At 68.5% G+C, this 23,496-nt stretch carries 27 protein-coding genes; 14 read left to right on the top strand and 13 right to left on the bottom strand.

The features are described 5' to 3' along the window. Window positions 1-110 precede the first annotated feature (110 nt). Window positions 111-854, top strand: a complete 744-nt coding sequence (locus tag AC1DKV_RS24850; protein WP_441616724.1) for an SDR family oxidoreductase — start codon at window positions 111-113, stop codon at window positions 852-854. A 71-nt stretch (window positions 855-925) separates the two neighbouring features. Beyond that, window positions 926-1,249: a putative quinol monooxygenase gene (locus tag AC1DKV_RS24845; protein ID WP_441616726.1), complete on the top strand. Its 324-nt coding sequence runs from the start codon at window positions 926-928 to the stop codon at window positions 1,247-1,249. Between the two features lie 20 nt (window positions 1,250-1,269). Here the strand turns inward: AC1DKV_RS24845 and AC1DKV_RS24840 are convergent, their stop codons facing one another. Continuing rightward, window positions 1,270-1,521 (bottom strand): DUF1488 family protein, encoded by a 252-nt coding sequence (locus AC1DKV_RS24840; RefSeq protein ID WP_441616728.1) that lies wholly within the window; start codon window positions 1,519-1,521, stop codon window positions 1,270-1,272. Between the two features lie 160 nt (window positions 1,522-1,681). Between AC1DKV_RS24840 and AC1DKV_RS24835 the strand changes: the two genes are divergently transcribed. After that, window positions 1,682-1,843, top strand: coding sequence for a hypothetical protein (locus tag AC1DKV_RS24835; protein WP_441616730.1), 162 nt, complete (start codon window positions 1,682-1,684; stop codon window positions 1,841-1,843). Window positions 1,844-2,015: 172 nt separating this feature from the next. Here AC1DKV_RS24835 and AC1DKV_RS24830 read toward each other — a convergent pair whose 3' ends face one another. The 9 genes from AC1DKV_RS24830 to AC1DKV_RS24790 all read right to left on the bottom strand — a co-directional run bounded on the left by AC1DKV_RS24830 (window position 2,016) and on the right by AC1DKV_RS24790 (window position 10,153). After that, on the bottom strand, window positions 2,016-2,645 hold the full coding sequence (locus AC1DKV_RS24830; protein ID WP_441616732.1) for a hypothetical protein: 630 nt from the start codon (window positions 2,643-2,645) through the stop codon (window positions 2,016-2,018). Window positions 2,646-2,873: 228 nt separating this feature from the next. Further along, on the bottom strand, window positions 2,874-3,593 hold the full coding sequence (locus AC1DKV_RS24825) for a Crp/Fnr family transcriptional regulator (protein ID WP_441616734.1): 720 nt from the start codon (window positions 3,591-3,593) through the stop codon (window positions 2,874-2,876). 382 nt (window positions 3,594-3,975) lie between these two features. Further along, entirely contained in the window at window positions 3,976-4,494 is a 519-nt protein-coding gene (locus AC1DKV_RS24820; RefSeq protein ID WP_441616736.1) for a hypothetical protein, read from the bottom strand. A 241-nt stretch (window positions 4,495-4,735) separates the two neighbouring features. Continuing rightward, complete coding sequence (locus tag AC1DKV_RS24815) at window positions 4,736-5,464, bottom strand: amino acid ABC transporter ATP-binding protein (RefSeq protein ID WP_441616738.1); 729 nt, start codon at window positions 5,462-5,464, stop codon at window positions 4,736-4,738. After that, a complete protein-coding gene (locus AC1DKV_RS24810) occupies window positions 5,445-6,101 on the bottom strand; it encodes an amino acid ABC transporter permease (protein ID WP_441616740.1) in 657 nt (218 codons plus the stop codon). The genes AC1DKV_RS24815 and AC1DKV_RS24810 overlap by 20 nt, the downstream gene beginning before the upstream one ends. After that, entirely contained in the window at window positions 6,098-6,763 is a 666-nt protein-coding gene (locus tag AC1DKV_RS24805) for an amino acid ABC transporter permease (protein ID WP_441616742.1), read from the bottom strand. The genes AC1DKV_RS24810 and AC1DKV_RS24805 overlap by 4 nt, the downstream gene beginning before the upstream one ends. A 115-nt stretch (window positions 6,764-6,878) precedes the next feature. Continuing rightward, window positions 6,879-7,661 (bottom strand): transporter substrate-binding domain-containing protein, encoded by a 783-nt coding sequence (locus tag AC1DKV_RS24800; protein WP_441616744.1) that lies wholly within the window; start codon window positions 7,659-7,661, stop codon window positions 6,879-6,881. Between the two features lie 71 nt (window positions 7,662-7,732). Beyond that, the gene (locus AC1DKV_RS24795) at window positions 7,733-8,491 is read right to left on the bottom strand and encodes a GntR family transcriptional regulator (RefSeq protein WP_441616746.1); all 759 of its coding nucleotides are present in this window, start codon (window positions 8,489-8,491) and stop codon (window positions 7,733-7,735) included. A gap of 174 nt (window positions 8,492-8,665) precedes the next feature. Continuing rightward, window positions 8,666-10,153 (bottom strand): efflux transporter outer membrane subunit, encoded by a 1,488-nt coding sequence (locus tag AC1DKV_RS24790; protein ID WP_441616748.1) that lies wholly within the window; start codon window positions 10,151-10,153, stop codon window positions 8,666-8,668. Window positions 10,154-10,294: 141 nt separating this feature from the next. On the opposite strand from AC1DKV_RS24790, the gene AC1DKV_RS24785 reads away from it, so the two are divergent. The 6 genes from AC1DKV_RS24785 to AC1DKV_RS24760 all read left to right on the top strand — a co-directional run bounded on the left by AC1DKV_RS24785 (window position 10,295) and on the right by AC1DKV_RS24760 (window position 15,507). Beyond that, on the top strand, window positions 10,295-10,858 hold the full coding sequence (locus tag AC1DKV_RS24785) for a winged helix-turn-helix transcriptional regulator (RefSeq protein WP_441616750.1): 564 nt from the start codon (window positions 10,295-10,297) through the stop codon (window positions 10,856-10,858). Between the two features lie 23 nt (window positions 10,859-10,881). Then, window positions 10,882-11,991, top strand: a complete 1,110-nt coding sequence (locus tag AC1DKV_RS24780; protein ID WP_441616752.1) for an HlyD family secretion protein — start codon at window positions 10,882-10,884, stop codon at window positions 11,989-11,991. 98 nt (window positions 11,992-12,089) lie between these two features. Next, window positions 12,090-13,634, top strand: coding sequence for a DHA2 family efflux MFS transporter permease subunit (locus AC1DKV_RS24775; protein WP_441616834.1), 1,545 nt, complete (start codon window positions 12,090-12,092; stop codon window positions 13,632-13,634). A 42-nt stretch (window positions 13,635-13,676) separates the two neighbouring features. Then, on the top strand, window positions 13,677-13,877 hold the full coding sequence (locus AC1DKV_RS24770; RefSeq protein ID WP_441616754.1) for a hypothetical protein: 201 nt from the start codon (window positions 13,677-13,679) through the stop codon (window positions 13,875-13,877). Window positions 13,878-13,944: 67 nt separating this feature from the next. Next, window positions 13,945-14,478 carry a winged helix-turn-helix transcriptional regulator gene (locus AC1DKV_RS24765; protein ID WP_441616756.1) on the top strand — a complete coding sequence of 178 codons (534 nt, stop codon included), beginning with the start codon at window positions 13,945-13,947 and terminating at the stop codon, window positions 14,476-14,478. 84 nt (window positions 14,479-14,562) lie between these two features. Further along, on the top strand, window positions 14,563-15,507 hold the full coding sequence (locus AC1DKV_RS24760) for a 2-dehydropantoate 2-reductase (protein ID WP_441616758.1): 945 nt from the start codon (window positions 14,563-14,565) through the stop codon (window positions 15,505-15,507). Window positions 15,508-15,514: 7 nt separating this feature from the next. On the opposite strand, the gene AC1DKV_RS24755 is transcribed toward AC1DKV_RS24760, so the two are convergent. Continuing rightward, window positions 15,515-16,546 (bottom strand): cupin domain-containing protein, encoded by a 1,032-nt coding sequence (locus tag AC1DKV_RS24755; RefSeq protein ID WP_441616760.1) that lies wholly within the window; start codon window positions 16,544-16,546, stop codon window positions 15,515-15,517. Between the two features lie 113 nt (window positions 16,547-16,659). Between AC1DKV_RS24755 and AC1DKV_RS24750 the strand changes: the two genes are divergently transcribed. Beyond that, entirely contained in the window at window positions 16,660-17,199 is a 540-nt protein-coding gene (locus tag AC1DKV_RS24750; protein WP_441616762.1) for a carboxymuconolactone decarboxylase family protein, read from the top strand. An 89-nt stretch (window positions 17,200-17,288) separates the two neighbouring features. Here the strand turns inward: AC1DKV_RS24750 and AC1DKV_RS24745 are convergent, their stop codons facing one another. Together AC1DKV_RS24745 and AC1DKV_RS24740 are read right to left on the bottom strand one after the other, a co-directional pair. After that, complete coding sequence (locus AC1DKV_RS24745) at window positions 17,289-18,545, bottom strand: cation:proton antiporter (protein ID WP_441616764.1); 1,257 nt, start codon at window positions 18,543-18,545, stop codon at window positions 17,289-17,291. A 145-nt stretch (window positions 18,546-18,690) separates the two neighbouring features. Then, window positions 18,691-19,626, bottom strand: coding sequence for a LysR family transcriptional regulator (locus AC1DKV_RS24740; RefSeq protein ID WP_441616766.1), 936 nt, complete (start codon window positions 19,624-19,626; stop codon window positions 18,691-18,693). 149 nt (window positions 19,627-19,775) lie between these two features. On the opposite strand from AC1DKV_RS24740, the gene AC1DKV_RS24735 reads away from it, so the two are divergent. The 4 genes from AC1DKV_RS24735 to AC1DKV_RS24720 all read left to right on the top strand — a co-directional run bounded on the left by AC1DKV_RS24735 (window position 19,776) and on the right by AC1DKV_RS24720 (window position 23,352). Continuing rightward, the gene (locus AC1DKV_RS24735) at window positions 19,776-20,753 is read left to right on the top strand and encodes a tripartite tricarboxylate transporter substrate binding protein (protein ID WP_441616768.1); all 978 of its coding nucleotides are present in this window, start codon (window positions 19,776-19,778) and stop codon (window positions 20,751-20,753) included. A 75-nt stretch (window positions 20,754-20,828) separates the two neighbouring features. Beyond that, on the top strand, window positions 20,829-21,590 hold the full coding sequence (locus AC1DKV_RS24730; RefSeq protein ID WP_441616770.1) for a PIG-L deacetylase family protein: 762 nt from the start codon (window positions 20,829-20,831) through the stop codon (window positions 21,588-21,590). Then, window positions 21,587-22,300: a 4-carboxy-4-hydroxy-2-oxoadipate aldolase/oxaloacetate decarboxylase gene (locus AC1DKV_RS24725; protein WP_441616772.1), complete on the top strand. Its 714-nt coding sequence runs from the start codon at window positions 21,587-21,589 to the stop codon at window positions 22,298-22,300. Before AC1DKV_RS24730 ends, AC1DKV_RS24725 begins: the two co-directional genes overlap by 4 nt. Before the next feature lie 107 nt (window positions 22,301-22,407). Beyond that, window positions 22,408-23,352, top strand: a complete 945-nt coding sequence (locus AC1DKV_RS24720) for a LysR family transcriptional regulator (RefSeq protein WP_441616774.1) — start codon at window positions 22,408-22,410, stop codon at window positions 23,350-23,352. The last annotated feature ends 144 nt before the right edge of the window (window positions 23,353-23,496 follow it).

Below are 23,496 nucleotides of genomic sequence, written 5' to 3'. Positions count from 1 at the left end.
GTCAGCTCATACCAACGGTTGAAGGTGATGATCCCGATTGCCGTCTACCGAGGTGGTGGCCAAAGTGACCATACTTGCTGCACACCCACTTTCGAATCGGAACAGAAATCATGACGTCTTCCCTCTCCGGCAAGGTTGCCTTCGTCACCGGCGGTGCGCGCGGCATCGGCGCGGCAGTCGTGCGCCGCCTGGCGCGCGATGGCGCCACCGTGGCCTTCACCTATCAAAGCTCGGCGGCCGCCGCGAGTGAACTGGTTGCGAGCATCGAAGCCGCGGGCGGCCGCGCGCTCGCGATCAGAGCCGACGTTGCCGACCCGGCATCGCTGAGCGGCGCCATCAACGACGCAGCGCATCGCCTGGGCAAGATCGATATCCTAGTGAACAACGCCGGCGTGCTGCTGATGGGCACGCTCGACAGCTTCTCGCTGGACGACTTCGACAAGACGCTGAATGTGAACGTCCGCGCCGTCTTCGTCGCCGCCAAGGCCGTGCTGCCGCATATGGGCGACGGCGGGCGCATCATCAATATCGGCAGCTGCAACGCCGAGCGCATGCCGTTTGCCGGCGGCAGCGCCTACGCGATGAGCAAGTCGGCATTGCGGGGACTGGTGCAGGGCCTGGCGCGCGACCTGGGCCCGAAAGGCATCACGGTCAACAATGTGCAGCCGGGCCCGACCAACACCGACATGAATCCCGAGTCCGGCGATTTCGCCGCCGCGCTGCACGGGTTGATGGCGCTGCAACGCCACGCCAGCGCCGACGAAATCGCGGGCATGGTGGCTTACGTGGCAAGCCCTGAAGCCGGCTTCGTGACCGGCGCGAGCCTGACCATCGACGGCGGCTTCAACGCCTGAGCGTCTTCACCTGAGCGCATCCCTTGCACGAGCCGCGCATGGCGCGCGGTTCGGTCCTACGCGAGACAAACATGAGCGACGTCACCGCATTCATCGTCCATCTGCCGGGCAAGCCAGAGCACCGCGAAGAAATCGAGGAAAAGCTGCTGCACGTGCTCGAAGAGATGTCGAAGGAGCCGGACTTCATCAATACCTATCTCCACCGCTCGGTGGAGGATCCGGATACGCTGGTCCTGTACGAGACATGGGCTTGCAGCGAGCACTATTTCAAGTCGCATCACCTGAGCCGGCCTTATCGCCAGGCCTATGAGGCGGCGCTGCCGCGCTTGCTGAAGGCCGCGCGCACGCTTGAGTTCCTGACGCCGGTGCGCAGCTATGTCAGCGATGCCAGGTGAGCTTGTTCAGCCGAGATTGTTCAGCTGAGCAGGTACCTGTTCTGGCGCCCGCCAGCGTACTGGGTCCTGGCCAGCTCCAGGATCTGCTCGCGGTGCCGGTCGAAGGCCGCGAGCACTTCGCGCTCGGCCTGGCCCATCGCGGGATCCAGGCTGGCGAGCATGGCATCGCCCACCAGGAATGTGATCTCGCGTGCGTTGTCGTAGCCCCAGAACCACACACAATGCTTGGCGGCATCGTAGCTGCGGCTCGGGTTGGGAAAACTGAGTGCCATATTGCACCTCGGCTGACCAGGCACGTGCGTGCCCGGAGGTTTGTCGCCCAAGGGGCCAGGGAGAACGAGATGCCCGCAGGGGCAAGGCCATGACGGTGTGGCGAATGCGGTTCCGTCCCTGGGCCGTCTGCACGCGCGCAAGCACCCTTGGTGCCGGCGCGTGATGAAGTTATTGCTTGAAGCTGCCGTCGCCAAGATCCGCTATCTGTCTGCTTTGCGGATCAAACTGACCGGGCTGCGCGGTCCGGCGGGCTTCATCGGGTTGCTCAGGCCGGCGTTTTCCCGCTGTGTGCGGGGGGCGCGCCGGGGCTGGCGGTACTGAGACATACTTCATGGATACCTTTTCGATAATCGAGCTTGTGGTTATGTCACGCTTGCATCATAGGCTCTTGTGCTGGCCCACCCCAAACTGTGTTACTCGACGGTGTGTGCAGGCGACGACATCAACGGCGCGCACCGGTGCCGCCTGCACTCGCGCATCACCCCGCCGGCGACTAGTGCCGGCGCGCTGAGGCGTCGTCGTGGGCGGGCGGATCGAGCCAATAGCCGGGGTGCCCGTAGTACTGGTGAATGCCCGCTTCCTGTCGGCGGTCCAGGCGGACTTCGTCGTCATAGCGCGGCGCGCCCTTCAGGGTCTCGCGGGTGAGGTCGAGCGACACCATCGCGTCCGGCCAGTTCACGCCCTGGATGGCCTTCACGGGAATGATGACCCGGTCGCCCAGCAGCCAGTTACTGATGCTGGCGATGATGTAGCGCATTGCCCAGGTGTGTACGTCGACGAGCAGGCTGTCCATGTGGCCGATATCGCCGTCCCGGGCGTGAACCCCGTAGTGCGACATCGCCTGCGCGCTGCGCAGGGAGGCGTCGGCGGCTTCCCCCTGCTTGTGCTCCAGCACCTGCGATCTTGCGAGCGTCAGGTGGATGACGTCATCCATCCAGTCCGAGCGTGCGATGGCCTTGGACGCGACCATGACCGGCTGGCTGGAGCGCTTGCTGCCGGCTTCCACGCGCAGATAGCGGACCACCCATGCCTGTTCGTCGAAGAGGAGGTCTTTCACCGCGCCGATATCGGCGTCTGTCGCGCGAACGGGGTAGCTTTCCAGTTCCTCGATGCTGCGTAGCATGTCTCGTCCTCCTGCGGGCTCGGCGTGTTCGCAAGCGCGCCCTGCGCATGCAAGTGTCGGGAGCACGGTGCCCGGTGGGCATTTCGCCCACCTGTTGGCGAATGCTGCCGGGTTCCGGCCGGGTTGTCGGTACGATGGCGGACAGGCACGCGCCCGCCGCTGGCACTCATCTCTTCCATGGCGCGCCGGCAGCGCGGGAATACATCCCGGCGCGCCGGCCACCGTTGCTCAGACGGCTGGCAAGTCCGGCAGCAGGCGATCGAATTCCCTCCTCACCACGGCGTAGCATTCGCACGCATGTCTTTCGAGCGCCGGCCGGTCGATTACCGCGATATGTCCATGGCTGTAGCGGATCAGGCCGGCGTTCTGCAGCTTGAGCGCCGCCTCGGTGACGCCGGAGCGCCTGACACCGAGCATGTTGGAGATCAGTTCCTGCGTCATCGTCAGCTCGTTGGTCGGCAGGCGGTCAATGCTGAGCAGCAGCCAGCGGCAGAGTTGCTGCTCGATCGAGTGATGCCGGTTGCAGACCGCGGTCTGGGCCATCTGCGTGATCAGTGCCTGCGTGTAGCGCAACAGCAGGCGTTGTACGGGGCCGCCACGCGCGAATTCCTGCTTCAGCAGCTTTGCATTCAACTTGTACCCGATACCCGCGCTTTGCACGATGGCCCGGCTCGGCGTGGTTTCGCCGCCCATGAACAGCGCGATCCCGACGATACCCTCATTGCCGACGATGGCGATCTCGGCAGATGCGCCATCTTCCATCACATAGAGCAACGATACGATCGCCGTGGTGGGAAAGTACACATTCCCGAGCTGGTCGCCCGACTCGTAGACGACATAGCCCAGGGGCAGTTCGGTCAGCACGAGGTGCGGTGCGATGCGCAACCAGTCTGCTTCGGGAAGCACCGCAAGCAGGCGGTTGGCCTTCGGGTCGTGCTGGGCACTCATGTCAGGCCTCCAAAGCCGGCTGGACGGGGCCTGCCGGTGTGCTTGCGGCAGGCCTCCGGATCGTCTGGCGGGCACGTCGGACACATGCCCCCTCTAGGAATATAGACGGGACATATGTCAGCGCATTGGCAATGATGGCGCGTTCGCGCCGAAGGTGGGGTAGCTGACCTGCGCCGGCGCGGGGCGCCGCCGCGAACACTTTGCCGATCGGGGGCCGGACAAAGCGCGCCCGCCAGGCGGAAAAATCGCTGGCAATCGCTGGCATCAGATGGCAAGCCCCCGGCGCGGTGGCCGGGGGCTCAGGCGCCCGGAAGGGCGGTACTGCGTGCAGGCACCTTTGCGCGGCCCGCTGCGCTCGCGGCGCCCCGGCGGGGCGGCCACGCTAGGCCCAGCGCAAGCCCGGCAAGACCTCATTGCGCTCCTCGATGCTCTCGCCGCCCAGTTCACCGACCATCCGCTTGACGGTGTCCTTGGTCGCCCTGGCGCAACTGGTGACCAGCAGCATCTCGCCTGGCGCCAGGCTGGCGCGTTGCCGGGCGATCCCGCCACGGCGGATCAGCCCGCCCAGCCATCGTCCCAGCCACCAGCCGGCCAGGGCGCCCATGGCGCCTGCCGCCACGCAGGCCAGCACGGTGGCCAGCGTGCCGGCGGAAGTCCCCAGGCGCAAGGTCCCGTAGATCGCCAGCGCGGCGCCGGCCAGGATGCCCGCAATCTCCCATTCGCCGCGGTATGTGGTCTGGGTGGCGTCGGCTTTCTGCAGTCCTTCGAGCGCCTGGTCGTCACGCTGGATGAACCATGGGCCTTTGATGAGCGAGGGGGAAAGGGGCAATTCGCAAAGGCCCGCTTGAATCTTCCTTGCGGCCACGGCGTCGCGAAGCCGGAAGTACAGTACGGTGCGCATGATTCTTTACCTCGCAGGCAAGCTGGTTTGCACCGGATCGAAGGCGAGCCGGCAGCGGGCGCGATCATGCCGGCATCTCATGGCCCGCCGGCGCGATTGAGAAGCCCGGCCGGGAAACCGCGCGGATCCGCGAACGGTCCTGGCGATGCTTCACAAAACGACACTGACACCGATCCGGTGCGCAGTCGGTACGATGGCGAACACGGAACCCGGCATCCGGGCGCCGGCCGGCCTGCATGTTTCAGGCCGCCATCCCGAGGAACTGCTGCAGCTCCGGCGTGGCCGGCCTGGCGAAGAGTTCCTCGGGCGGACCCGCCTCATGCACGCGGCCCTGGTGCATGAACACGACCCGGTTGCAGACTTCGCGCGCGAAGCGCATCTCGTGCGTCACCATCACCAGCGTCATGCCTTCGCGCGCCAGTTGCCGCACCACGTTCAGCACTTCCACCACCAGCTCGGGATCCAGCGCCGAGGTGATTTCGTCGCACAGCAGCGCGCGCGGCTGCATCGCCAGCGCGCGCGCGATGGCCACGCGCTGTTGCTGTCCGCCGGAGAGCTGGTCGGGGTAGCTGTCGAATTTCTCCGCCAGCGCCACCTTGGCCAGGCATTCGCGCGCGCGGGCGAGGGCTTCTGACTCGCTGGCGCCGCCGGCCACGGTGGGGGCCAGCATGACGTTGCGCCCGGCGCTCAGATGCGGGAACAGGTTGAACTGCTGGAAGATCATGCCGACCTTGCGGCGCAGCACGCGCAGCTCGAGCTCGCTCGTGCCGAGCTTGGCGCCGGCCACGGAGATATTGCCTTCGTCGATGCTTTCCAGGCCGTTGATGCAGCGTAGCAGCGTGCTTTTGCCCGAGCCGCTCTTGCCGATGATGGCGATGACCTCGCCCGGATCGATCTTGAGATCGATGCCCTTGAGCACTTCGTTGGCGCCGAAGCGCTTTTTCACGTTTTCAATGGCGATGAGCGACATTGAGCTTCCTTTCCAGGTGACGGCTGTAGCGGGACAGGGGCCAGCACAGCGCGAAATAGATCAGTGCGACCAGCGCGTAGACGGTGAAGGGGCTGAAGGTGGCGTTGGTGATCACGGTGCCGGCCTTGGACAGCTCGACAAAGCCGATGATGGAGGCCAGCGCGGTGCCCTTGACGATCTGCACGACGAAGCCGACGGTGGGCGCAATGGCGATGCGCAGCGCCTGCGGCAGGATCACGTAGCGCATCTGCTGCAGATGTCCCAGCGAGAGGCAGCCGGCGGCTTCCCACTGGCCCTTGGGGATGGCTTCGACGCAGCCGCGCCAGATCTCGGCCAGGTAGGCGCCGGACCACAGCGAGAGCGCCAGGCCGGCAGCGAGCCAGGCGGGAATCTCCACGCCGAACAGCGCCAGCCCGAAGAAGGCGAGGAAGAGCTGCATCAGCAGCGGCGTGCCCTGGAAGACCTCGATGAAGCCCCAGGCGGCGCGGCGCAACGGCGCGCGCCGGCTGATGCGCATGAGCAGCACCAGCAGGCCGGTCACGGCGCCGCCGGCAAAGGCCGCCAGCGACAGCACCACGGTCCAGCGCGCCGCCAGCAGCAGGTTGCGCAGGATGTCCCACGTTGAAAAATCGGTCATCGGGCTCTCCGGAACAGCGCGCCGCCGATGCCGCGCAGCACCTGGCGCAGGCCGATGGCCAGCAGCAGGTAGATGCCGGTGGTCAGCAGGTAGACCTCGAAGGCGCGGAAGTTGCGGCCCTGGACGAAGTTGGCGGCGAAGGTGAGGTCCTCGGCGGCGATCTGGGAGCAGACCGCGGAGCCGAGCATCACGATCACCACCTGGCTCGACAGCGCGGGCCAGATCTTGCGCAAGGCGGGTAGCAGCACCACGTGGCGGAACACCTGGAAGGGGGCCATGGCAAGGCTGGCGCCGGCTTCGAACTGCCCGCGCGGCACGGCGGCAATGCCTGCGCGCACGATCTCCGCGCTGTATGCGCCGAGGTTGATCACCATGGCCAGGATGGCCGAGGTCATTTCTCCCAGGTGGATGCCGGCGCTGGGCAGGCCGAAGAAGATAAAGAAGAGCTGGATCAGGAACGGCGTGTTGCGGATCAGTTCCACATAGCCGCCGGCGATCGCCGCCAGCCAGGCCGGTCCCTGGGTGCGCGCCCACGCGCAGCCGATGCCCAGGGCTACCCCGAGCAGGCCGCCCACGGCGGTGAGTTCGGCCGTGACGGCGACGCCGTGCGCGAACACGCCGGCGTAGTCGAAGGCCGAGAGAAAGTCGAATTGATAGGACATGCGATGCCGTAGTTGGGCGCGCCGCCAGGAGGCGCGCGTGAGCGCGGGCCTTGCTTGGCTGGCGCCCCGGTGGATCCGGAGCGCCAGGGCTTCAGGGTTTCACGACTTCAGGACATCAAAGCGTGGCCGGCAGCGGCATGCCGAGCCACTTCACGGTCAGGGTGTTGAGCTCGCCGTCCTTCTTGGCTTCGCCCAGGATGGCGTTGACCCTGGCCTGCAGCTTCGGCTCGCCCTTGTTCAGGCCGATGAAACACGGCGAGTTCTTGATCAGGAACTTGGGCTCGGGCTTCTTGGGCGGATTCCTGGCAAGGATGGCGGCGGCCACCACGTTGCCGGTGGCCACCAGCTGCACCTGGCCCGAGAGGAAGGCGCTGATGGTGCCGTTGTTGTCTTCGTAGCGTTTGATGGTGGCGGTGGGCGGTGCCACCTTGCTCAGCTCCAGGTCTTCCACCGCGCCGCGCGTCACGCCCACGGTCTTGCCGGCGAGTTCGGCTGCGCTGGCGACCTTCTGGTCGGCCGGGCCGAACACGCCGTTGTAGAAGGGGGCGTAGGCCTCGCTGAAGTCGATGGCCTTCTCGCGCTCGGGGTTCTTGCCCATGCTGGAGATCACCAGGTCCACCTTCCTGGTCTGCAGGTAAGGCACGCGGTTGGTGCTGGTCACCGGTACCAGTTCCAGCTTGACGCCCATCTTCCTGGCGATCAGCGCGGCCACGTCGATGTCCAGGCCTTGCGGCTTCATGTCGGCGCTGACCGAACCGAAGGGCGGGAAGTCCTGCGGCACCGCAACCTTGAGCACGCCGGCCTTGACCACGTCGTCGAGCGCTTCGGCGCTGGCGGCGCGCATGGTGAACGCGAGGGCGGTGGCGCCAAGGCCGAGGAGGATTCTGGAGAGCTTCATTGCGTGTCCTTGCTAGCTTGCCGTTTGGGTTGGGTGAAGAGGAAATCGGAAATCGGTCGGAGGGCGGGCGCTCACGCGCCATGCCCGAGCGGGCGCAGCGCCTGGCGCAGCGGATCGGGCCGGTCGTCCGGCGTGGCCGCGCTCAGCCCGGCCTCCACGTGGCCGAGGTGCGCGTCCATCAGGGCGATGGCTTGTTCGGTGTCGCCGCGGGCCAGTGCCGCCACGATCTGCGCATGGTCCGCGCACGAGGCATGGGCCTGGTGGCTGGACTGGTAGCGCATGGCGATCAGGGTGGTGCGCGCGGTCAGGTCGCGCAGCGTATCGGCCAGCAGCACATTGCCCGCGCATTCGCCCAGGCAGACATGGAAGTCGCCCAGCAGGTAGCTGCGCAGGGCTGCGTCGTCGGCGCGCAGTGCGCGCTCTTCCTGCGCCACGTGTTCCTGCAGGCGGCGGATGGCTTGCGCGGTCAGCGGCGGGGCGTAGCGCAGCAGGCCGAGTTCGATGGCGCGCCGCGCGGCAAAGGCCTGCCGGGCTTCCTGCCGCGAGGGCTCGATCACGAACCAGCCGCGCCGGGCCGACACCGTGACGATGCCGCGCGCGGCCAGCCGCGTGAGCGCTTCACGCACCAGCGTGCGGCTCACACCGAACAGGCCGGCCAGCGCTTGCTCGCCGAGCCGCGTGCCGGGTGCCAGGCGCTGGGCCAGGATCGATTGGGTGATGCGCTCGGCGATCTCGGCCGAAGACGCGGTGCGGGCCGCATCGCCACCGCCGCCGCGAAGCGCGGACGGCAGGGCGGAGTCGTGGTCGAGAACTGGCGTGGAGAAGGTCATGCCAGGCTGTCATGCAATAGGTATGCCAGCCTGATATACAAGCGCCGTGCGCATGTTTTGTACGCAAACATGGCATGCGCTGCATGTGGCCGCGCACCAGTCGGGCGCAGCGGGGGATGCATCGGCGGGCGCGGTGCACGCCGATGGTGCGCCCGCGCCCGCGGCGGCCAGGTCCTACCAGCCGCCGCCCAGCGCCCGGAAGGTGGCCACCGCGGCACGCGCATTGTCGGCATGCACGCGTGCCTGCTGGTCGCGCGCAGCCAGCAGCTGGCGCTCCTCGTCCAGCACTTCGAACAGGCTCACCGCGCCGCCCTTGTAGGCATCCTCGGAGGCGCCGCGCGCGCGCACGTGGGCGTCGATCTCGGTGGTGAGCTCCTTGCCCTGCGATTCCAGCTCGGTGAGCGTGACGACGGCGTTTTCCACGTCTTCGGTGGCGCGCAGCATGGCCTTGCGATAGTTGACCAGCGCCTCGGCGTTGGCGCCCCTGGCCTGCGCCACTTCGGCATCGACCCGCCCGAAATCGAACAGGCGCCAGCGCAGGCCGGCCACCGCCGCTGGCTGGAAGGCCGCGGCGGAGAACAGCTTGCCGGTGCTGAGGCTCTCGAAACCGAGCAGGGCGGACAGCGACAGCTTGGGGTAGTACTCCGCGGTGGCCGCGCCGATGCGCGCGCTGCTGGCCGCCAGCCGGCGTTCGGCGGCAATCACGTCGGGACGGCGGCGCAGCAGGTCCGCGGGGCCTTGCGCCACCGAGATGGCGGGCACGGCCAGGCTGGCTTTTCCTCCGGGGCCGGCCAGTTCCGCGGCGTAGGTGCCGGGCTGCGCGCCCATCAGCACATCCAGCCGGTTGAGCTGGGTCTGCAGCTCGATGCGCAGCGGCGGGATGGTGACGCGCGCCTGCGCCACTAGCGCTTCGGCCTGCGCGACTTCGCGGCTGGAGGACAGGCCGTCGTTCAGGCGCAGGCGCACCAGTTCGAGCAGCTTGCCGTTGGTATCGACTTGTTCCTGCGCGATGGCGATGCGCTGCTGCGCGCCGCGCACGCGGAAATAGGCATCGGCGGCTTCGGCGGCAACCGAGACGCGCACGCCGAGTTGCTCCGCCTGCGCGGCCTGGGCTTCGGCGTCGGCCGCTTCGGCGCCGCGCCGCAGGCCGCCGAACAGGTCGATCTCCCAGCTCGCGCCGGCACCGACGTCATAGAGCGTGGGATTGCGGTTGTAGCCGGGGAACTGACTGGCGATCTTGCCAAGCGGGCTTTCCAGCGACTGGCGCTCCTTTACGGCCTGGGCCGACAGGCTGCCTTGCGGCAGCAACTGCGCACCGGCTTCGGCCGCCGCCGCGCGGGCCTGCTGCACGCGCGCCAGCGAGGCGGCCAGGTCCAGGTTCTGGTCGAGCGCGCGCTGCACGATGCGGGTCAGCACGGGATCGTCGAAGCCGGTCCACCAGCTATCCAGCGCCGGTGCCGGCAGCCTGGTTTCACGCGCGGCGAGCGCGTCTGCCTGCGCATAGCCCGCCGTGGTGGGAACGGCGGGCTGCCGGTAGTCCGGCCCCACCGCGGCGCAGGCCGCGAGACCTGCAGCGGCCAGGGCGGCCGCTGCCAGCCTGGCGTAGCCGAACGCCGGTGTCCGGGGTGACTTGAGCCCGGGGCGGGGCGAGGTTCGATCCATATCCATCTCCTTCTGCGAATCTGCAGCGCGGCGTCTTCGGCGCCTCGCAAACTTTGATCAACAAGTTACTTGCATGATGATATCTACCACTCTATACTAACTTTCATCTTGATAGCAACATGATTTTCGGAGGCCGAGAATATGCGGAAAACACCGCTCGATACCGCCCCTTGTCCCATTTCCCGCAGCCTGGCGCGGGTGGGTGAGTCGTGGAGCATCCTGATCCTGCGCGAGGCCTTCTACGGCACCCGCCGCTTCGACGATTTCCAGGTGCAGCTGGGCATCGCGCCCAACATGCTGTCCCGGCGGCTCGAGTCGCTGGTGGCCGAAGGCCTGCTGGAGCGGCGCCAGTATTGCGAGCGGCCGCCGCGCTTCGAATACCTGCTGACGCCGCGCGGCCGCGAATTCTGGCCCGTGCTGCTGGCGCTGCTGAACTGGGGCAACCGTCACTACGCGCCCGAAGGCGAGACCGTGGTGCTGGTGGACCGCCACAGCGGCGCCACCGTCACGCCGATCCTGGTGGACGCCGCCAACGGGCGCCCCATTACGGAAGCAGACCATTTCGTCACGGCCGGACCGGCCGCGAGCGAGCGCCTGCGCTTCCGCCTGGCGAGGTCGGATGGCGCGCGCGCCGCCGCCTGCCCCGGCACCGCCACCGGCGCCGCAACCATCCCCGGCGACCCGCAGACCGCGGGCGTCATCTGAACGTGCAAGCAAGAGGAAGTGTCATGACCAGCGAAATCGCCGCCGACCGTGCCGGCTCGGATCCCGTTTCCGTCTCGAAACCCCGCATCAGCCGCAAGCGAGCTGTCGTGACCGGCGTGCTCGTCGCGGCCGGTGTCGGCCTGGCCGTCTACGGCCAGCACTGGTGGACCGAGGGGCGTTTCCTGCAGAGCACGGACGACGCTTATATCGGCGGCGAGGTCACCGTGGTCGCGCCCAAGGTGGCGGGCTACCTGGCCGAAGTGCGCGTGACGGACAACCAGCAGGTGCATGCCGGCGACCTGCTGGCCCGCATCGACGACCGCGACTACCGCGCCGCGCTGGCCAAGGCCGAAGGCGCGGTGGCCGCGCAGCAGGCGCTGCTGGCCAACCTGGATGCCACGCGCGCCCTGCAGGAGGCCGTGATCGGGCAGGCCCGCGCCGCGGTGACGGCGGTGGATGCCGATACCGTGCGCGCCCGCGAGGACCAGGCGCGCTACCAGAGCCTGGCGGCCAAGTCGGCGGTGTCGTTGCAGAGCTCGCAGAAAGCGGATTCGGATTTCAAGCAGTCGCTGGCCAATACGCAGAAGGCGCAGGCCAGCCTGCTGGCCGCGCAGCGCCAGGTGGACGTGATCGCCACGCAGAAGCAGCAGGCCCAGGCGGCGCTGGCGCAGGCCATTGCCGAGCGCGATATCGCACGCCTGAACCTCGGATACACCGAGCTGCGCGCGCCCATCGACGGCACCGTGGGCAACCGGCGCGCGCGCGTCGGCGCCTATGCCGCCAGCGGCACGCAACTGCTGTCGCTGGTGCCGGCGCGCGGCCTGTGGGTCGATGCCAACTTCAAGGAAGGCCAGCTGGCCCGGCTGCGCCCGGGCATGCGGGCCACGGTGGAGGCGGACGTGCTGCCCGGGCAGGTGTTCCATGGCCGCGTGACCAGCCTGGCGCCCGCCACCGGCGCGCAGTTCAGCGTGCTGCCCCCGGAAAACGCCACCGGCAACTTCACCAAGATCGTGCAGCGCGTGCCGGTGCGCATCATGCTCGACGAGACCGACACCAAGCTGGCCATGCTGCGTCCCGGCCTGTCCGTGGTGGCGGAGGTCGATTCCCGCGCCGACGCACAGGTGCAGCAATGAGCGGCGCCGCGCTGGCGGACGCGCAGCCCGGCGCCGCCGCCGGGCAATCCGCGCCGGTCCGCCCGCCCGCAGGGTTGCCGGACTTCTCGCCGGCGTCGATGACCACCGGCGCCAAGGTGTTCGCCTTCGCCACCATGTGCGTGGGCATGTTCATCGCGCTGCTGGACATCCAGATCGTCTCGGCCTCGCTGCGCGACATTGGCGGCGGGCTGTCGGCAGGCACCGATGAAACCGTGTGGGTGCAGACCAGCTACCTGATCGCGGAGATCATCGTCATCCCGCTGTCGGGCTGGCTGGCGCGCGTGATGTCCACGCGCTGGCTGTTCGCGGCGTCGGCCGCCGGCTTCACGGTGGCAAGCCTGCTGTGCGGCATCGCCTGGAACATCCAGAGCATGATCGCCTTCCGCGCCATGCAGGGCTTCCTGGGCGGCTCGATGATCCCGCTGGTGTTCACCACCGCCTTCATGTTCTTCACCGGCAAGCAGCGCGTGATCGCCGCGGCCACCATCGGCGGCCTGGCCTCGCTGGCGCCCACGCTCGGGCCCACCGTGGGCGGCTGGATCACGGACCACTTCTCCTGGCACTGGCTGTTCTTCATCAACCTCGTGCCGGGCATCTTCGTCATGATCGCGGTGCCGATGTTCGTGCGCGTGGACCGGCCCAACTGGTCGCTGGTGCGCGGCGCCGACTACCTCGGCATGACGCTGATGGCGCTGTTCCTCGGCTGCCTGGAGTACACGCTGGAAGAGGGCCCGCGCTGGGACTGGTTCGGCGACGACACCGTCCGCGCCACGGCGTGGATCGCCGCGCTGGCCAGCGTCGGCTTCGTGTGGCGCAGCCTGACCTACGCGAACCCGGTGGTGGACCTGCGCGCGCTCAAGGACCGCAACTTCGCGCTGGGCTGCTTCTTCTCCTTCATCGCCGGCGTGGGCATCTTCGCCACCATCTACCTGACGCCGCTGTTCCTGGGGCACGTGCGCGGCTTCAGCGCGCTGCAGATCGGGCTGGCGGTGTTCTCCACCGGCGTCTTCCAGGTCATGTCGATCCCGGTCTATGCCTTCTTCGCCAACCGCGTGGACCTGCGCTGGCTGCTGATGGTCGGGCTGGCCTGCTTTGCCTTCTCGATGTGGCAGTTCGCGCCGATCACCAGCGACTGGGGTGCCGAACAATTGCTGCTGCCGCAGGCCTTCCGCGGCATGGCGCAGCAGTTCGCGGTGGCGCCGGTGGTCACGCTGACGCTGGGCGCGCTGCCGCCGGACCGGCTCAAGCTGGCCTCGGGGCTGTTCAACCTGATGCGCAACCTGGGCGGCGCGATCGGCATCGCGGTCTGCGCCACCATCCTCAACGACCGCACCAACCTGCATTTCCTGCGGCTGGCCGAGCACCTCAACGCCGGCAACGAGGCCATGGCCGCGCTGCTGCAGTCGGCCAGCAGCAATATGGCTGCGTGGGGCTTCGACGCGCAAGGGGCGCAGTCCGCCGCCATCAGGCAGTTGTGGGCGCTGGCCTACCGCGAGGCGCAGACGCAGACCTTCGCCGATATCTTCATCGTCATCCTGGTGTGCTTCGTCATCGCCACAGCCATGGTGCCGCTGATGCACAAGGTGGCGCCGCCCAAGGCGCCGTCGGCCGATGCGCACTGAACGCGGCCAGGCGCAACGTCATCCATGCAAGGGACAACAACCATGCTCAAACGCCATCTGATTGCACTCGCCGGCGTGGCGCTGCTTGCCGGCGGCCTGGCCCCGGCGCGCGCCGGCGGGGACCGGCCGCAAAGCGGCAGCATCGCCTGCAGCCGTGCCGACAATATGTACTGCCGCGTGCCGCCCCGGCCCGGCGCGCCGCCGCCCAGGCCGGGGGCGGCGCGCGACCGGCCGGCTTCCTGAAACCGTAGGCGGCCGCCATTTTGGCTATCATGGTGAAAGTATCGTGATGCCAGCGGAGCCGTCGACCATGCAGAGAAAGACCTTCAGGGATATGCAATGCCCCATCGCCCGTGGCCTGGAACGGGTCGGCGAGTGGTGGAGCATGCTGCTGATGCGCGAGGCGTTCTACGGCTCGCGGCGTTTCGACGACTTCCAGAGGAACCTGGAGATCGCCCCCAATATGCTCACGCGCCGGCTGACGGCGTTGGTGGACGAGGGGCTGCTCGAGCGGCGCCAGTACTCGGAAAAGCCGCCGCGCTACGAATACGTGCTGACCCCGGTCGGGCACGATTTCCTGCCGGTGCTGCTGGCCATGCTGGCCTGGGGCAACAAGCACTTCGCGCCGGAAGGGCCGAGCGTGGAGCTGGTCGACAAGGACACCGGCAAGGCGGTCGAGCCAGTGCTGGTGGACCGCGGCACCGGCGAGCCCCTGAGCTTTGCGCGACATGCGCTGGTGCCGGGGCCGGCCGCGCAAGAGGGGATGCGCAGGCGGCTCGCCGCCGCGCAGGATTTTTTGTCCGGCGCCGAGCAGGCGCCGGACGAAGTTGCAGGGGAGGTCTAGCAGGCCGCGCGGCTGCCGCGCACCGTGCCCGCGCGGGCCTCCGCATCCGTTTGTTTCATTCATTTCATCGAAGCGGGGAACGTCATGAAGATTCTGGTCCTGGGCGCGGGCGCCATGGGCGGTTATTACGGCGGCCGCCTGCAGCAGGCTGGCGCGGATGTCACATTCCTGGTGCGGCCGCGGCGCGCCGAGGTGCTGGCCCGCGATGGCCTGGTGGTGCGCAGCGAGCTAGGCGATATCCGCACCGCCGTGAAGACGGTGCAGGCCGGCGATGTGGGCCCGGACTACGACCTGGTGCTGCTGGCCTGCAAGACCTACGACCTCGAAAGCGCCATGCAGGCGCTCGGTCCGGCGCTGGACGAGCGCGGCAACGGCACGGCCATACTGCCGCTGGTCAACGGCCTGCGCGCCTACGAAACGCTGGACGCGCGCTATGGCCGCGAACGCGTGCTGGGCGGCGTTTCCTACATCGCCACCACGCTCGAAGCTGGGGGCGCGGTGGTGCACCAGGGCGCCGGCGACAGACTGGTGGTGGGCGCGCGCGCCGAGGCCGCGCAGCCCCTGGCCCGCGCTTTCCATGAACTGGCCGCGGCCACGCCCGGCACGCGCGAGCTGTCGGCCAACGTCGACCAGGCGCTGTGGAACAAGTGGGTGATGATCGCGTCGGGCGCGCTGATGACCTGCCTGATGCGCGGCACGGTGGGCGAGATCGTGAAGACCGACGACGGCCGCGCACTGATGCAGCAGGCCATGGACGAATGCGCCACAGTGGCGCGGCTGTCGGGCCATGCGCTGCCCGAGCCGGTGCACAAGGCGATGGTCGAGCGGCTGCTGGACGCCAACTCGCCGTGGGCGGCCTCGATGATGCGCGATATCGCCCAGGGTGCGCCGCGCCTGGAAGCGCGCGACATCGTTGGCGACATGGCCAGCCGCGCCGAGCGCTTCGGGCACGCCGTGCCGCTGGTGCGCACTGCCTACGCCCACCTGCAGGTCTACGAGGCCCGGCAGGCCCCCCACGCCGCCGCCTGAGGCGCCGCTATCCCGCTGCAGCCGCCGCCTGCGCGACGGCGGCGCTGCGCCGCTCGCGCGCGGCCAGCCTGAACGCGCCCGGGCCCACGCCGAAATACGCCTTGAAGGCGCGCCCGAAGGCCGCCTCGGAAGCGTAGCCGCATTGTTCGCCGATATTGGCCGCGGACTCGCGGTCCTGGGTCAGCAGGCGGGCCGCCAATTCCATGCGCAAGGTGGTGACGAACTGCAGCGGCGTCTCGCCGCTGAGCTGCGTGAAGCGCCGTGCGAACGTGGCGCGCGACACATTGCACACCTGTGCCAGCGATTCCACCGACCACGGCTCGGCTGGCGCCTTCAGCACCGCGTCCACGGCCCGCGCCATGCGCGCGTCCGCCATCAGCGCCAGCACGCTGTGGGTCACGCCGCCCTGCGCGATCAGGGCGCGCAGCAGCAAGGTCAGCAGCGCCGTGGAGAGCTGCCCGATCACCGCGGTGCCGCCCGGCTCGGGTGCCTGCGCCTCGTTGCGCATCATGCCGATCATGGCATCCAGCCACGCGCAGTCGGCGCGCCCCGCGGTGGATATGCGCAGCACCGGCGGCAGGTGGCGCAGCAGCATGGTGCCCGGCAGGCCCAGCACGAAGGTGCCGCACAGCAGGTCCAGCTCAGGCCCTTCGCCCGGGATCCTCACCTCGGTCAGCATGCCGTTGAAGTGTGTCTGCCGCTCGCCCGGGGCGGCCTGGTCCCCGCCCTTGCCGGTATTGGCCCGCAGGCTGCGCAGCGTATGCGCGCTGCCGTGCGGAAACAGCAGCACATCGCCGGCATCCAGCGTCATTTCCTTCTTTCCGGCCTCGGCGATCGCCTGCCCTTCGAGGATGATGTGATAGGGCAGGTGTCCCGGCGGCGCCAGCACATGGTCCACCCGCCAGACGCCGGCAAAGTGGCAATGCAGGTCGACGGTTCCGGCGGGCGCCAGCATGCGGACGAGTTCGGTCAGGCTGTCCATGGCTTCGGGAGGGTAGAGGGTCCGGGCGAGGTGAGCTTGCTTGAGACGTTTGGGCAAGATATTGCGATCATTATATGCGGTAACGCGCAGTTTGGGCGCCTAGACTTCAGTCCATGGAAGCCGCGCAACAAACACCGCGCGGTCCATCAACCAACGCAAAGGAGTCCGTCATGTCCCGTCTTCACACCATCGCCCTCGACGAAGCCACTGGCCAGACCGCCGAATTGTTCGGCGCCATCAAGAAGGCCATCGGCAAGGTACCCAACGCCTACCTGACCATCGGCAGCAATGCCCCGGCCGTGCTGGCCAACGCGCTGCAGACTGGTGCGCTGCTGCAGAAGAATTCCACGCTGAGCGCGCGCGAAGTCGAAGCCATCAACCTCGCCGTCAGCGAAGCCTCGGGTTGTGACTATTGCGTGGCCGCGCACACCATGACCGGCAAGATGGCCGGCTACAGCACCGAGCAGACCCGCGCGCTGCGCGCCGGCGCCTACGCCGAGGACGGCAAGATCGACGCGCTGGTCCGCTTTGCGCTGACCCTCGTCAAGACCAGCGGCACGCTGCCCGCCAGCGCCGTGGCCGATGTGCGCGAAGCCGGCTACAGCGACCGCCAGATCATTGAGAGCATCCAGGCCGTCAGCGCGATCCTGTTCACCAATATGGTCAACCGCGTCAACGATACGGTGGTGGATTTCCCGAAGGTGGCGTGAGCAGGGCGGGAGGGCGCGCATGCCCTCCCGCTGCCGGTTTCCGGCGAGGCCCGGTGGCGTAGCGCTTCCGGGCCTTTCTGCTATCGGGATCAGCGCGTGGCGTTCAGCCCGTTGCGCCCGTTCAGGTGCCTGACCAGCCGTCCCAGCGTGGTGGCCTGGATCAGCAGGCTGAACACCACCACCAGGTAGGTCACGCCGATCAGCATCTCGCGCCCGTGGAACTCCGGCAGCGACAGCGCCAGCGCGATCGAAATGCCGCCGCGCAGCCCGCCCCAGGTCATGATGGTGGCCGAGTGCGGGTTGAGCCGGCGGAAGTTCTGCAGCGCCAGCAGCGGGATCGCCACGCTGATGCAGCGCGCCAGCAGCACCACGGGAATCGCCGCCAGCCCCAGCCACACGATATGCAGGTGCAGCGACAGCGCGATGATCTCCAGCCCGATCAGGCCGAACAGCACCAGGTTGAGCAGTTCGTCGAGCAAGCCCCAGAAATTGAACAGATGCTCGCGCGTCTTCTCTGACATCGAAGTGGCCGCGCCGTGGTTGCCGATCACCAGCCCCATGATGACCACCGACAGTGGCGCCGAGACATGCACCAGTTCGGCCAGGCTGTAGCCACCCGTGGCCAGCGCCAGCGTGATGAGGATCTCCACCGGATAGCTCTCGATGCCGCGCAACAGCAGCGACGCACCGTAGCCCAGCACCGCGCCCAGCACCAGCGCGCCCAGTACCTCGCGCACCAGCGCCATGGCCACGTGCGAAGCCGAGAACTCGGTGGCGCCGGTGGCCAGGCCGACCAGCGTGAGGAAGGCCACCACGGCGGTGCCGTCGTTGAACAGCGATTCGCCGGCGATCTTGGTTTCCAGGCTTTCTGGCGCACCGGCGTTCTTGAGCACGCTGAGTACCGCGATGGGATCGGTCGGCGAGATCAGTGCGCCGAACACCAGGCACCACAGCAGGCTGACGGGATGGCCCAGCCATTGCGCCACGTAGAAGAAACCGAGGCCCACCGCGGCCGTGGAGATCACCACGCCGACCGTGGCGAGCAGCAACACGGCGCGCCGCTGGCGACGCATGCGCGACAGGTCCACGTGCAGCGCGCCGGCGAACAGCAGCAGGCTGAGCAGGCCGTGGAAGACCAGGTCGGAGAAATCGATCTGGGCCACCAGCTTGCGGGCCTGGGCCACCATTTCAGGGTGATTGAAGCCGAGCACGGATACGCTCAGGCAGGTCACCAGGCCCACGGCGGTGATGCCCAGCGTGTCGGGCAGCTTGATGAAGCGGTAGTTGATGACGCCGAAGATGGCGATGAGGGTGAAAAGGGCGCCGGTCCCCTGGAATACGGTCATGCGGTGGAATCCTCCTGAGTCTCTGCCGTTGCGGGTCGTCGCGAGTCGTTGCGAGCCTCCATTGTGCGCGATGCACTGCAATGTGCGTCTTTTGACGCATCAACGAGGCCATCGTTCATGGCGGGCCGCGCAGGCCGAGTGCTCGTCAGGCCAGCGTCGCCGCCTCGCCGGCATCGAAAAACCCCAGGAACCTGCGCATGATGGGCGAGAGCGCGCCCGTGCGATGCGCCACCAGCACGCGGCTGGCCGCGTCCGGGCCCGCCAGCGGCCGGTAGGCCACGCCGGGGATGCCGGTGCGCGCATAGATCTCCGGCAGCACCGAGACGCCCGCGCCGCTTGCCACCAGTCCGATGATGGTGGTGGCCTCGCGTGCCTCCTGGGCAATGCGCGGGGCAAAGCCAGCCCGGTTGCAGAGCGTGGTCACGTGGTCGAACAGGCCGCAGCCCAGGCCGCGCGGGAACAGCAGGAAAGGCTGGCCGGAGAGCGCGCCGATCTCGAGCGGCGGCGCGCCTGTCGTGGCGGTGCCCCCGTCCTCCGGCCCGGCCAGTGCATGCGTGGCCGGCAGCACGGCGACCAGCCGGTCGGCGAGCACTTCATGCACCGTGATGCTGGCGGGCGGGTGGAACTGCGGCGAGGGCCGCAGGAAACCGATGTCGATCTCGCTTTTTTCCAGCGCCTGCAATTGCTGGCCGGTGGACATGTGCACCAGCTCCAGCATCGCGCGGCGGTGGCCAAGACGGAACTGCTGCACTGCGCGCGGAAAGACGTCCTGCATCGGCACCGAGGCGGTGAAGCCCACCCGGATCTCGCCGGCCTCGCCCGCGGCGACCTGCCTGACCACTTCGCGGGCCTGCTCCAGGTTGCCCAGGGCCGCCCGGGCCTTGTCCAGGAACAGGCTGCCGGCCGGGGTCAGCGCCACGTGGTGGCGCGAGCGGTCGAGCAGGGGGCTGCCGAGTTCGTCTTCCAGGGCCTTGATCTGGGTGCTCAGCGGAGGCTGGCTGATATGCAGCTTGCGCGCGGCTTCGCTGAAGCTCAGTGCTTCGGCCACGGCGACGAAATAGCGGAGTTGCCGGAAATCCATGGGCTTGCGGTGAGGGTGAGGGGCTTTGGCTCTGGTTTGGTTATAGCAATCAGAGATAACAAGCTGGTCTAAAACATATTGGACAGTATCACGGCCGCTGCGCAGAATGCACGCAAACGATACAACCGATAACCTGTCCGGAGACAAGAATGCTGCGTCGATCCCACCTTGCCGCCTTGCTGGCGGCCACCTTGTCACTGGGCGTGGTTGCCGCGGCGGGCGGGGCCGAGCCCTATCCGGCCAGGCCGATCCGGCTGGTCGTGCCTTACGCGGCGGGCGGCGCCGTAGATATCGTGGCGCGCGCGGTCGGCCAGCGCATGAGCGTGCAGCTCAAGCAGCCGGTCATCGTCGACAACCGCCCGGGCGCCAGCACCAACATCGGCATGGACACCGTGGCCAAGGCCGCGCCCGACGGCTACACCATCATGATGGCCTCCAACAGCCTGGCCACCAATGCCGCGCTGTTCGCCAAGCTGCCCTTCGACCCGGCCCGGGACTTCGCGCCGGTGGCCCGCATCGGGCAGGCCTCGCTGGTGCTGGTGGTACCGGCGAAATCCAGCGTGACCTCGCTCAAGGGGCTGATCTCCCAGGCCCAGGCCCAGCCCGGCAAGCTCAGCTACGCCTCTGCCGGCAACGGCAGCTCCGGCCACCTCGCCGGCGAGCTGTTCAAGGAAGCGGCGCATATCGATGTGCTGCACGTGCCCTACAAGGGTGGCGCACCGGCCATCACCGACCTGCTGGGCGAGCGCATTTCCTACATGCCGATCAATCCGCTCGAAGTCATCACGCATATCCGTGCCGGTACCCTGCGCGCCATCGCGGTGGCGAGCGACCAGCGCACGCCGCTGCTGCCCGCGGTACCGACCTCGCGCGAAGAGGGCGTGCCTGGCTTTACCGCCTCGGTGTGGTGGGGCCTGATCGCGCCGGCCAGGACGCCGCCGGCGGTGATCCACGAACTCAACGCCGCCGCCAACGCCGCGCTTGCCGATGCCGATGTGCGCAAGCAGCTCGCCCAGCTGGGCGTGACGATCCTGCCGGGCACGCCCGAGGCCTTCGGCCAGTTCGTGCGCAATGAAACCACGACCTGGAACGGCGTGATCCGCAAGGCGGGCATCACCGCCGACTGACTTCCGTGCCGCGCCGCGCGGGGCCCGGGGCCCGGCACGGCGTGGCCATGCCATCGATCTCACACGGTAACACCCATGACCGAAATCCAAGCCCAGGCCCCCAGCGGGGCACAAGCCGCAACCGACCGTCCTGCCATGCTGGTGGTCAGCGCGCACGCAGCCGACTTCGTCTGGCGCGCCGGCGGCGCCATTGCGCTGTACGCCGAGCGCGGCTACAACGTGAAGATCGTCTGCCTGTCGTTCGGCGAGCGCGGCGAGTCTGCCAAGATGTGGCGCCAGCCGGGCATGACGATGGAGCGGGTCAAGGCCGCGCGGCGCGAGGAAGCGCAGCAGGCCGCCGATATCCTCGGTGCCACGCTCGAGTGCTTCGACCTGGGCGACTATCCCCTGCGGGTGAGCGACGAGGCGCTGCTGCGCCTGGCCGACATCTACCGCGAACTGCGCCCCGAACTGGTCCTGAGCCATTCGCGCGAGGACATCTACAACTTCGACCACCCGCTTGCCACCCACGTGGCGCAGGAAGCGCGCGTCATCGCCCAGGCGCACGGCTACAAGCCCGAGGTGCCGGTGATCGGCGCGCCGCCGGTGTTCCTGTTCGAGCCGCACCAGCCCGAGCAATGCAACTGGAAGCCCGACGTGCTGCTCGATATTTCGTCCGTGTGGGAAAAGAAGCAGCGTGCCTTCGCCACCATGGCGGCGCAGGAGCACCTGTGGGAGTACTACACGCGCGTGGCGCTGCAGCGCGGCGCCCAGGCCACGCGCAACTCGGAGCGCAAGGTCAGGCACGGCGAAGGCTATGCGCGCGTGTTCCCGCAAGTAGTGGAGAGCCTGGCATGAAGACCATCGCCTATCGCAACATCCTGCGTGCCGACGCCGCCGCCATCGATGCGCTCGGCGCGGCCGGCGTGGCCACGGTGCATGAGGCGCAGCGCCGCACCGGGCTGATGAAGCCTTATCTGCGGCCGATCCAGTCCGGCGCCGCCATTGCCGGCAGCGCGGTGACGGTGCTGATGCATCCCGGCGACAACTGGATGATCCACGTCGCCGTGGAGATGGTGCAGCCCGGCGACGTGCTGGTGGTGGCGCTGGTCAGCGACTGCACCGACGGCCTGTTCGGCGACCTGCTGGCCACGTCGCTCAAGGCGCGCGGCGCGCGCGGCCTGGTCATCGACGCCGGCGTGCGCGACGTTGCCACGCTGAACGCCATGGCCTTCCCGGTCTGGTCGCGGGCGGTCAGCGCGCAGGGCGCGGTCAAGGAAACCGTGGGCGCGGTCAATGTGCCGGTGGTGTGCGCCGGCGCCCAGGTGCGCCCCGGCGACGTGATCGTGGCCGATGGCGACGGCGTGGTGGTGGTGCCGCGGCCGCGGGCCGCCGAGACCGCGCGGCTCGCCGCCGAGCGCGAAGCCGCGGAGCTGGCCAAGCGGGCCACGCTGGCCTCGGGCGTGCTGGGCCTGGACATGTACCGCATGCGCGAGGCGCTCGCGGCGAAGGGCCTGGCCTACTCCGACCAGGCCGTGGACTGGTACAGCGGCTTCGACGAAGCCTGAGCGCGCGTTTCAACCGCCGGGCGGCCCCCTGCCAGCAGTTGGGGAGGGGGCGCCCGCGATTCTGGTATAAGCAACCCAGACAATTTTCCGGGCGTCGGGGGAGCCAGATGGAACTGCGCCAGCTTCAATACTTCGTGCGGGTGGTCGAGCTCGGCAGCATGAGCCGCGCCGCGCTCGACCTGGACATGGTGCAGTCGGCCATGAGCCAGCAGATCAGCCGGCTGGAGAGCGAGCTGTCCACCCGCCTGCTGCGCCGGACCACGCGCGGCGTCACCCCGACCGAGGCCGGCCTGGCCTTCTTCCGCGAAGCCCAGCTGGCGCTGCGCCATGCCGAGCAGGCCAAGCGCGCAGCCCAGCATGCGCGGCTGTCCGGCACGGTCAGCGTGGGGCTGGCGCCGACCACCGCATCGGTGATCGGCGTGCCGCTGATGCGCGCCATGCGCGAGCGCTATCCCGACGTGCGCCTGCATATGGTGGAAAGCCTGTCCGGCCATCTGGGCGCCATGCTCAACGCGCGCCAGCTCGACCTGGCGGTGCTGTTCGACACCCACGTGGCGCGCCGCTGGAGCGTCACGCCGCTGCTCGAGGAAACCCTGTTCCTGATCCGTTCGCGCAAGAGCCTGCCGGCCGGCTCGGAGGCGGGCGCGCCCGCGCGCCTGCGCATGGCGCAGTTGCAGGACGTGCCGCTGATCATGCCGACCGGCCTGCACGGCCTGCGCAGCACGCTCGATGCGGCCTTCGCGCGGGTCAAGATCGTGCCGCAGGTGGTGCAGGAGGTGGACTCGCTGGCCATGCTGATGGACGCCGTGGACCTGGGTTTCGGCGCCACGTTGCAGCCGTGGGCGGCGGTGGGGCGCTATGCGGACGCGCAGGAGCGCTTCCACCTGGCCGAGATTGCCGACCCCAAGGTGCGGCGCCAGAATGTCCTGTGCAGCCTGTCCGACGACGAATTGTCCCCGGCGGCGCTGGCCCTGCGCGTGGTGCTGGCCGATTGCGCGCGCGAGCTGGTACGTTCCGGCGCATGGCGCGGCGCGCGCCTGCTGGTCGACTAGAAGACAGGCGCCCCGGGGGGGCATCACGATTCGTGATGCCCCCATGCGATCCGCGGGCTTAGCAGGAGGGCGCCAGCCCGCTACAGTGCGGTCTACCCCACCGGAAGCCGCATCGTGTTCCTCATCAATCCAATCCGGGAGCGC

It is taken from the genome of Cupriavidus sp. 05T41 (genome assembly GCF_056396525.1).
This window is presented reverse-complemented; position numbering and strand designations above follow the sequence as displayed.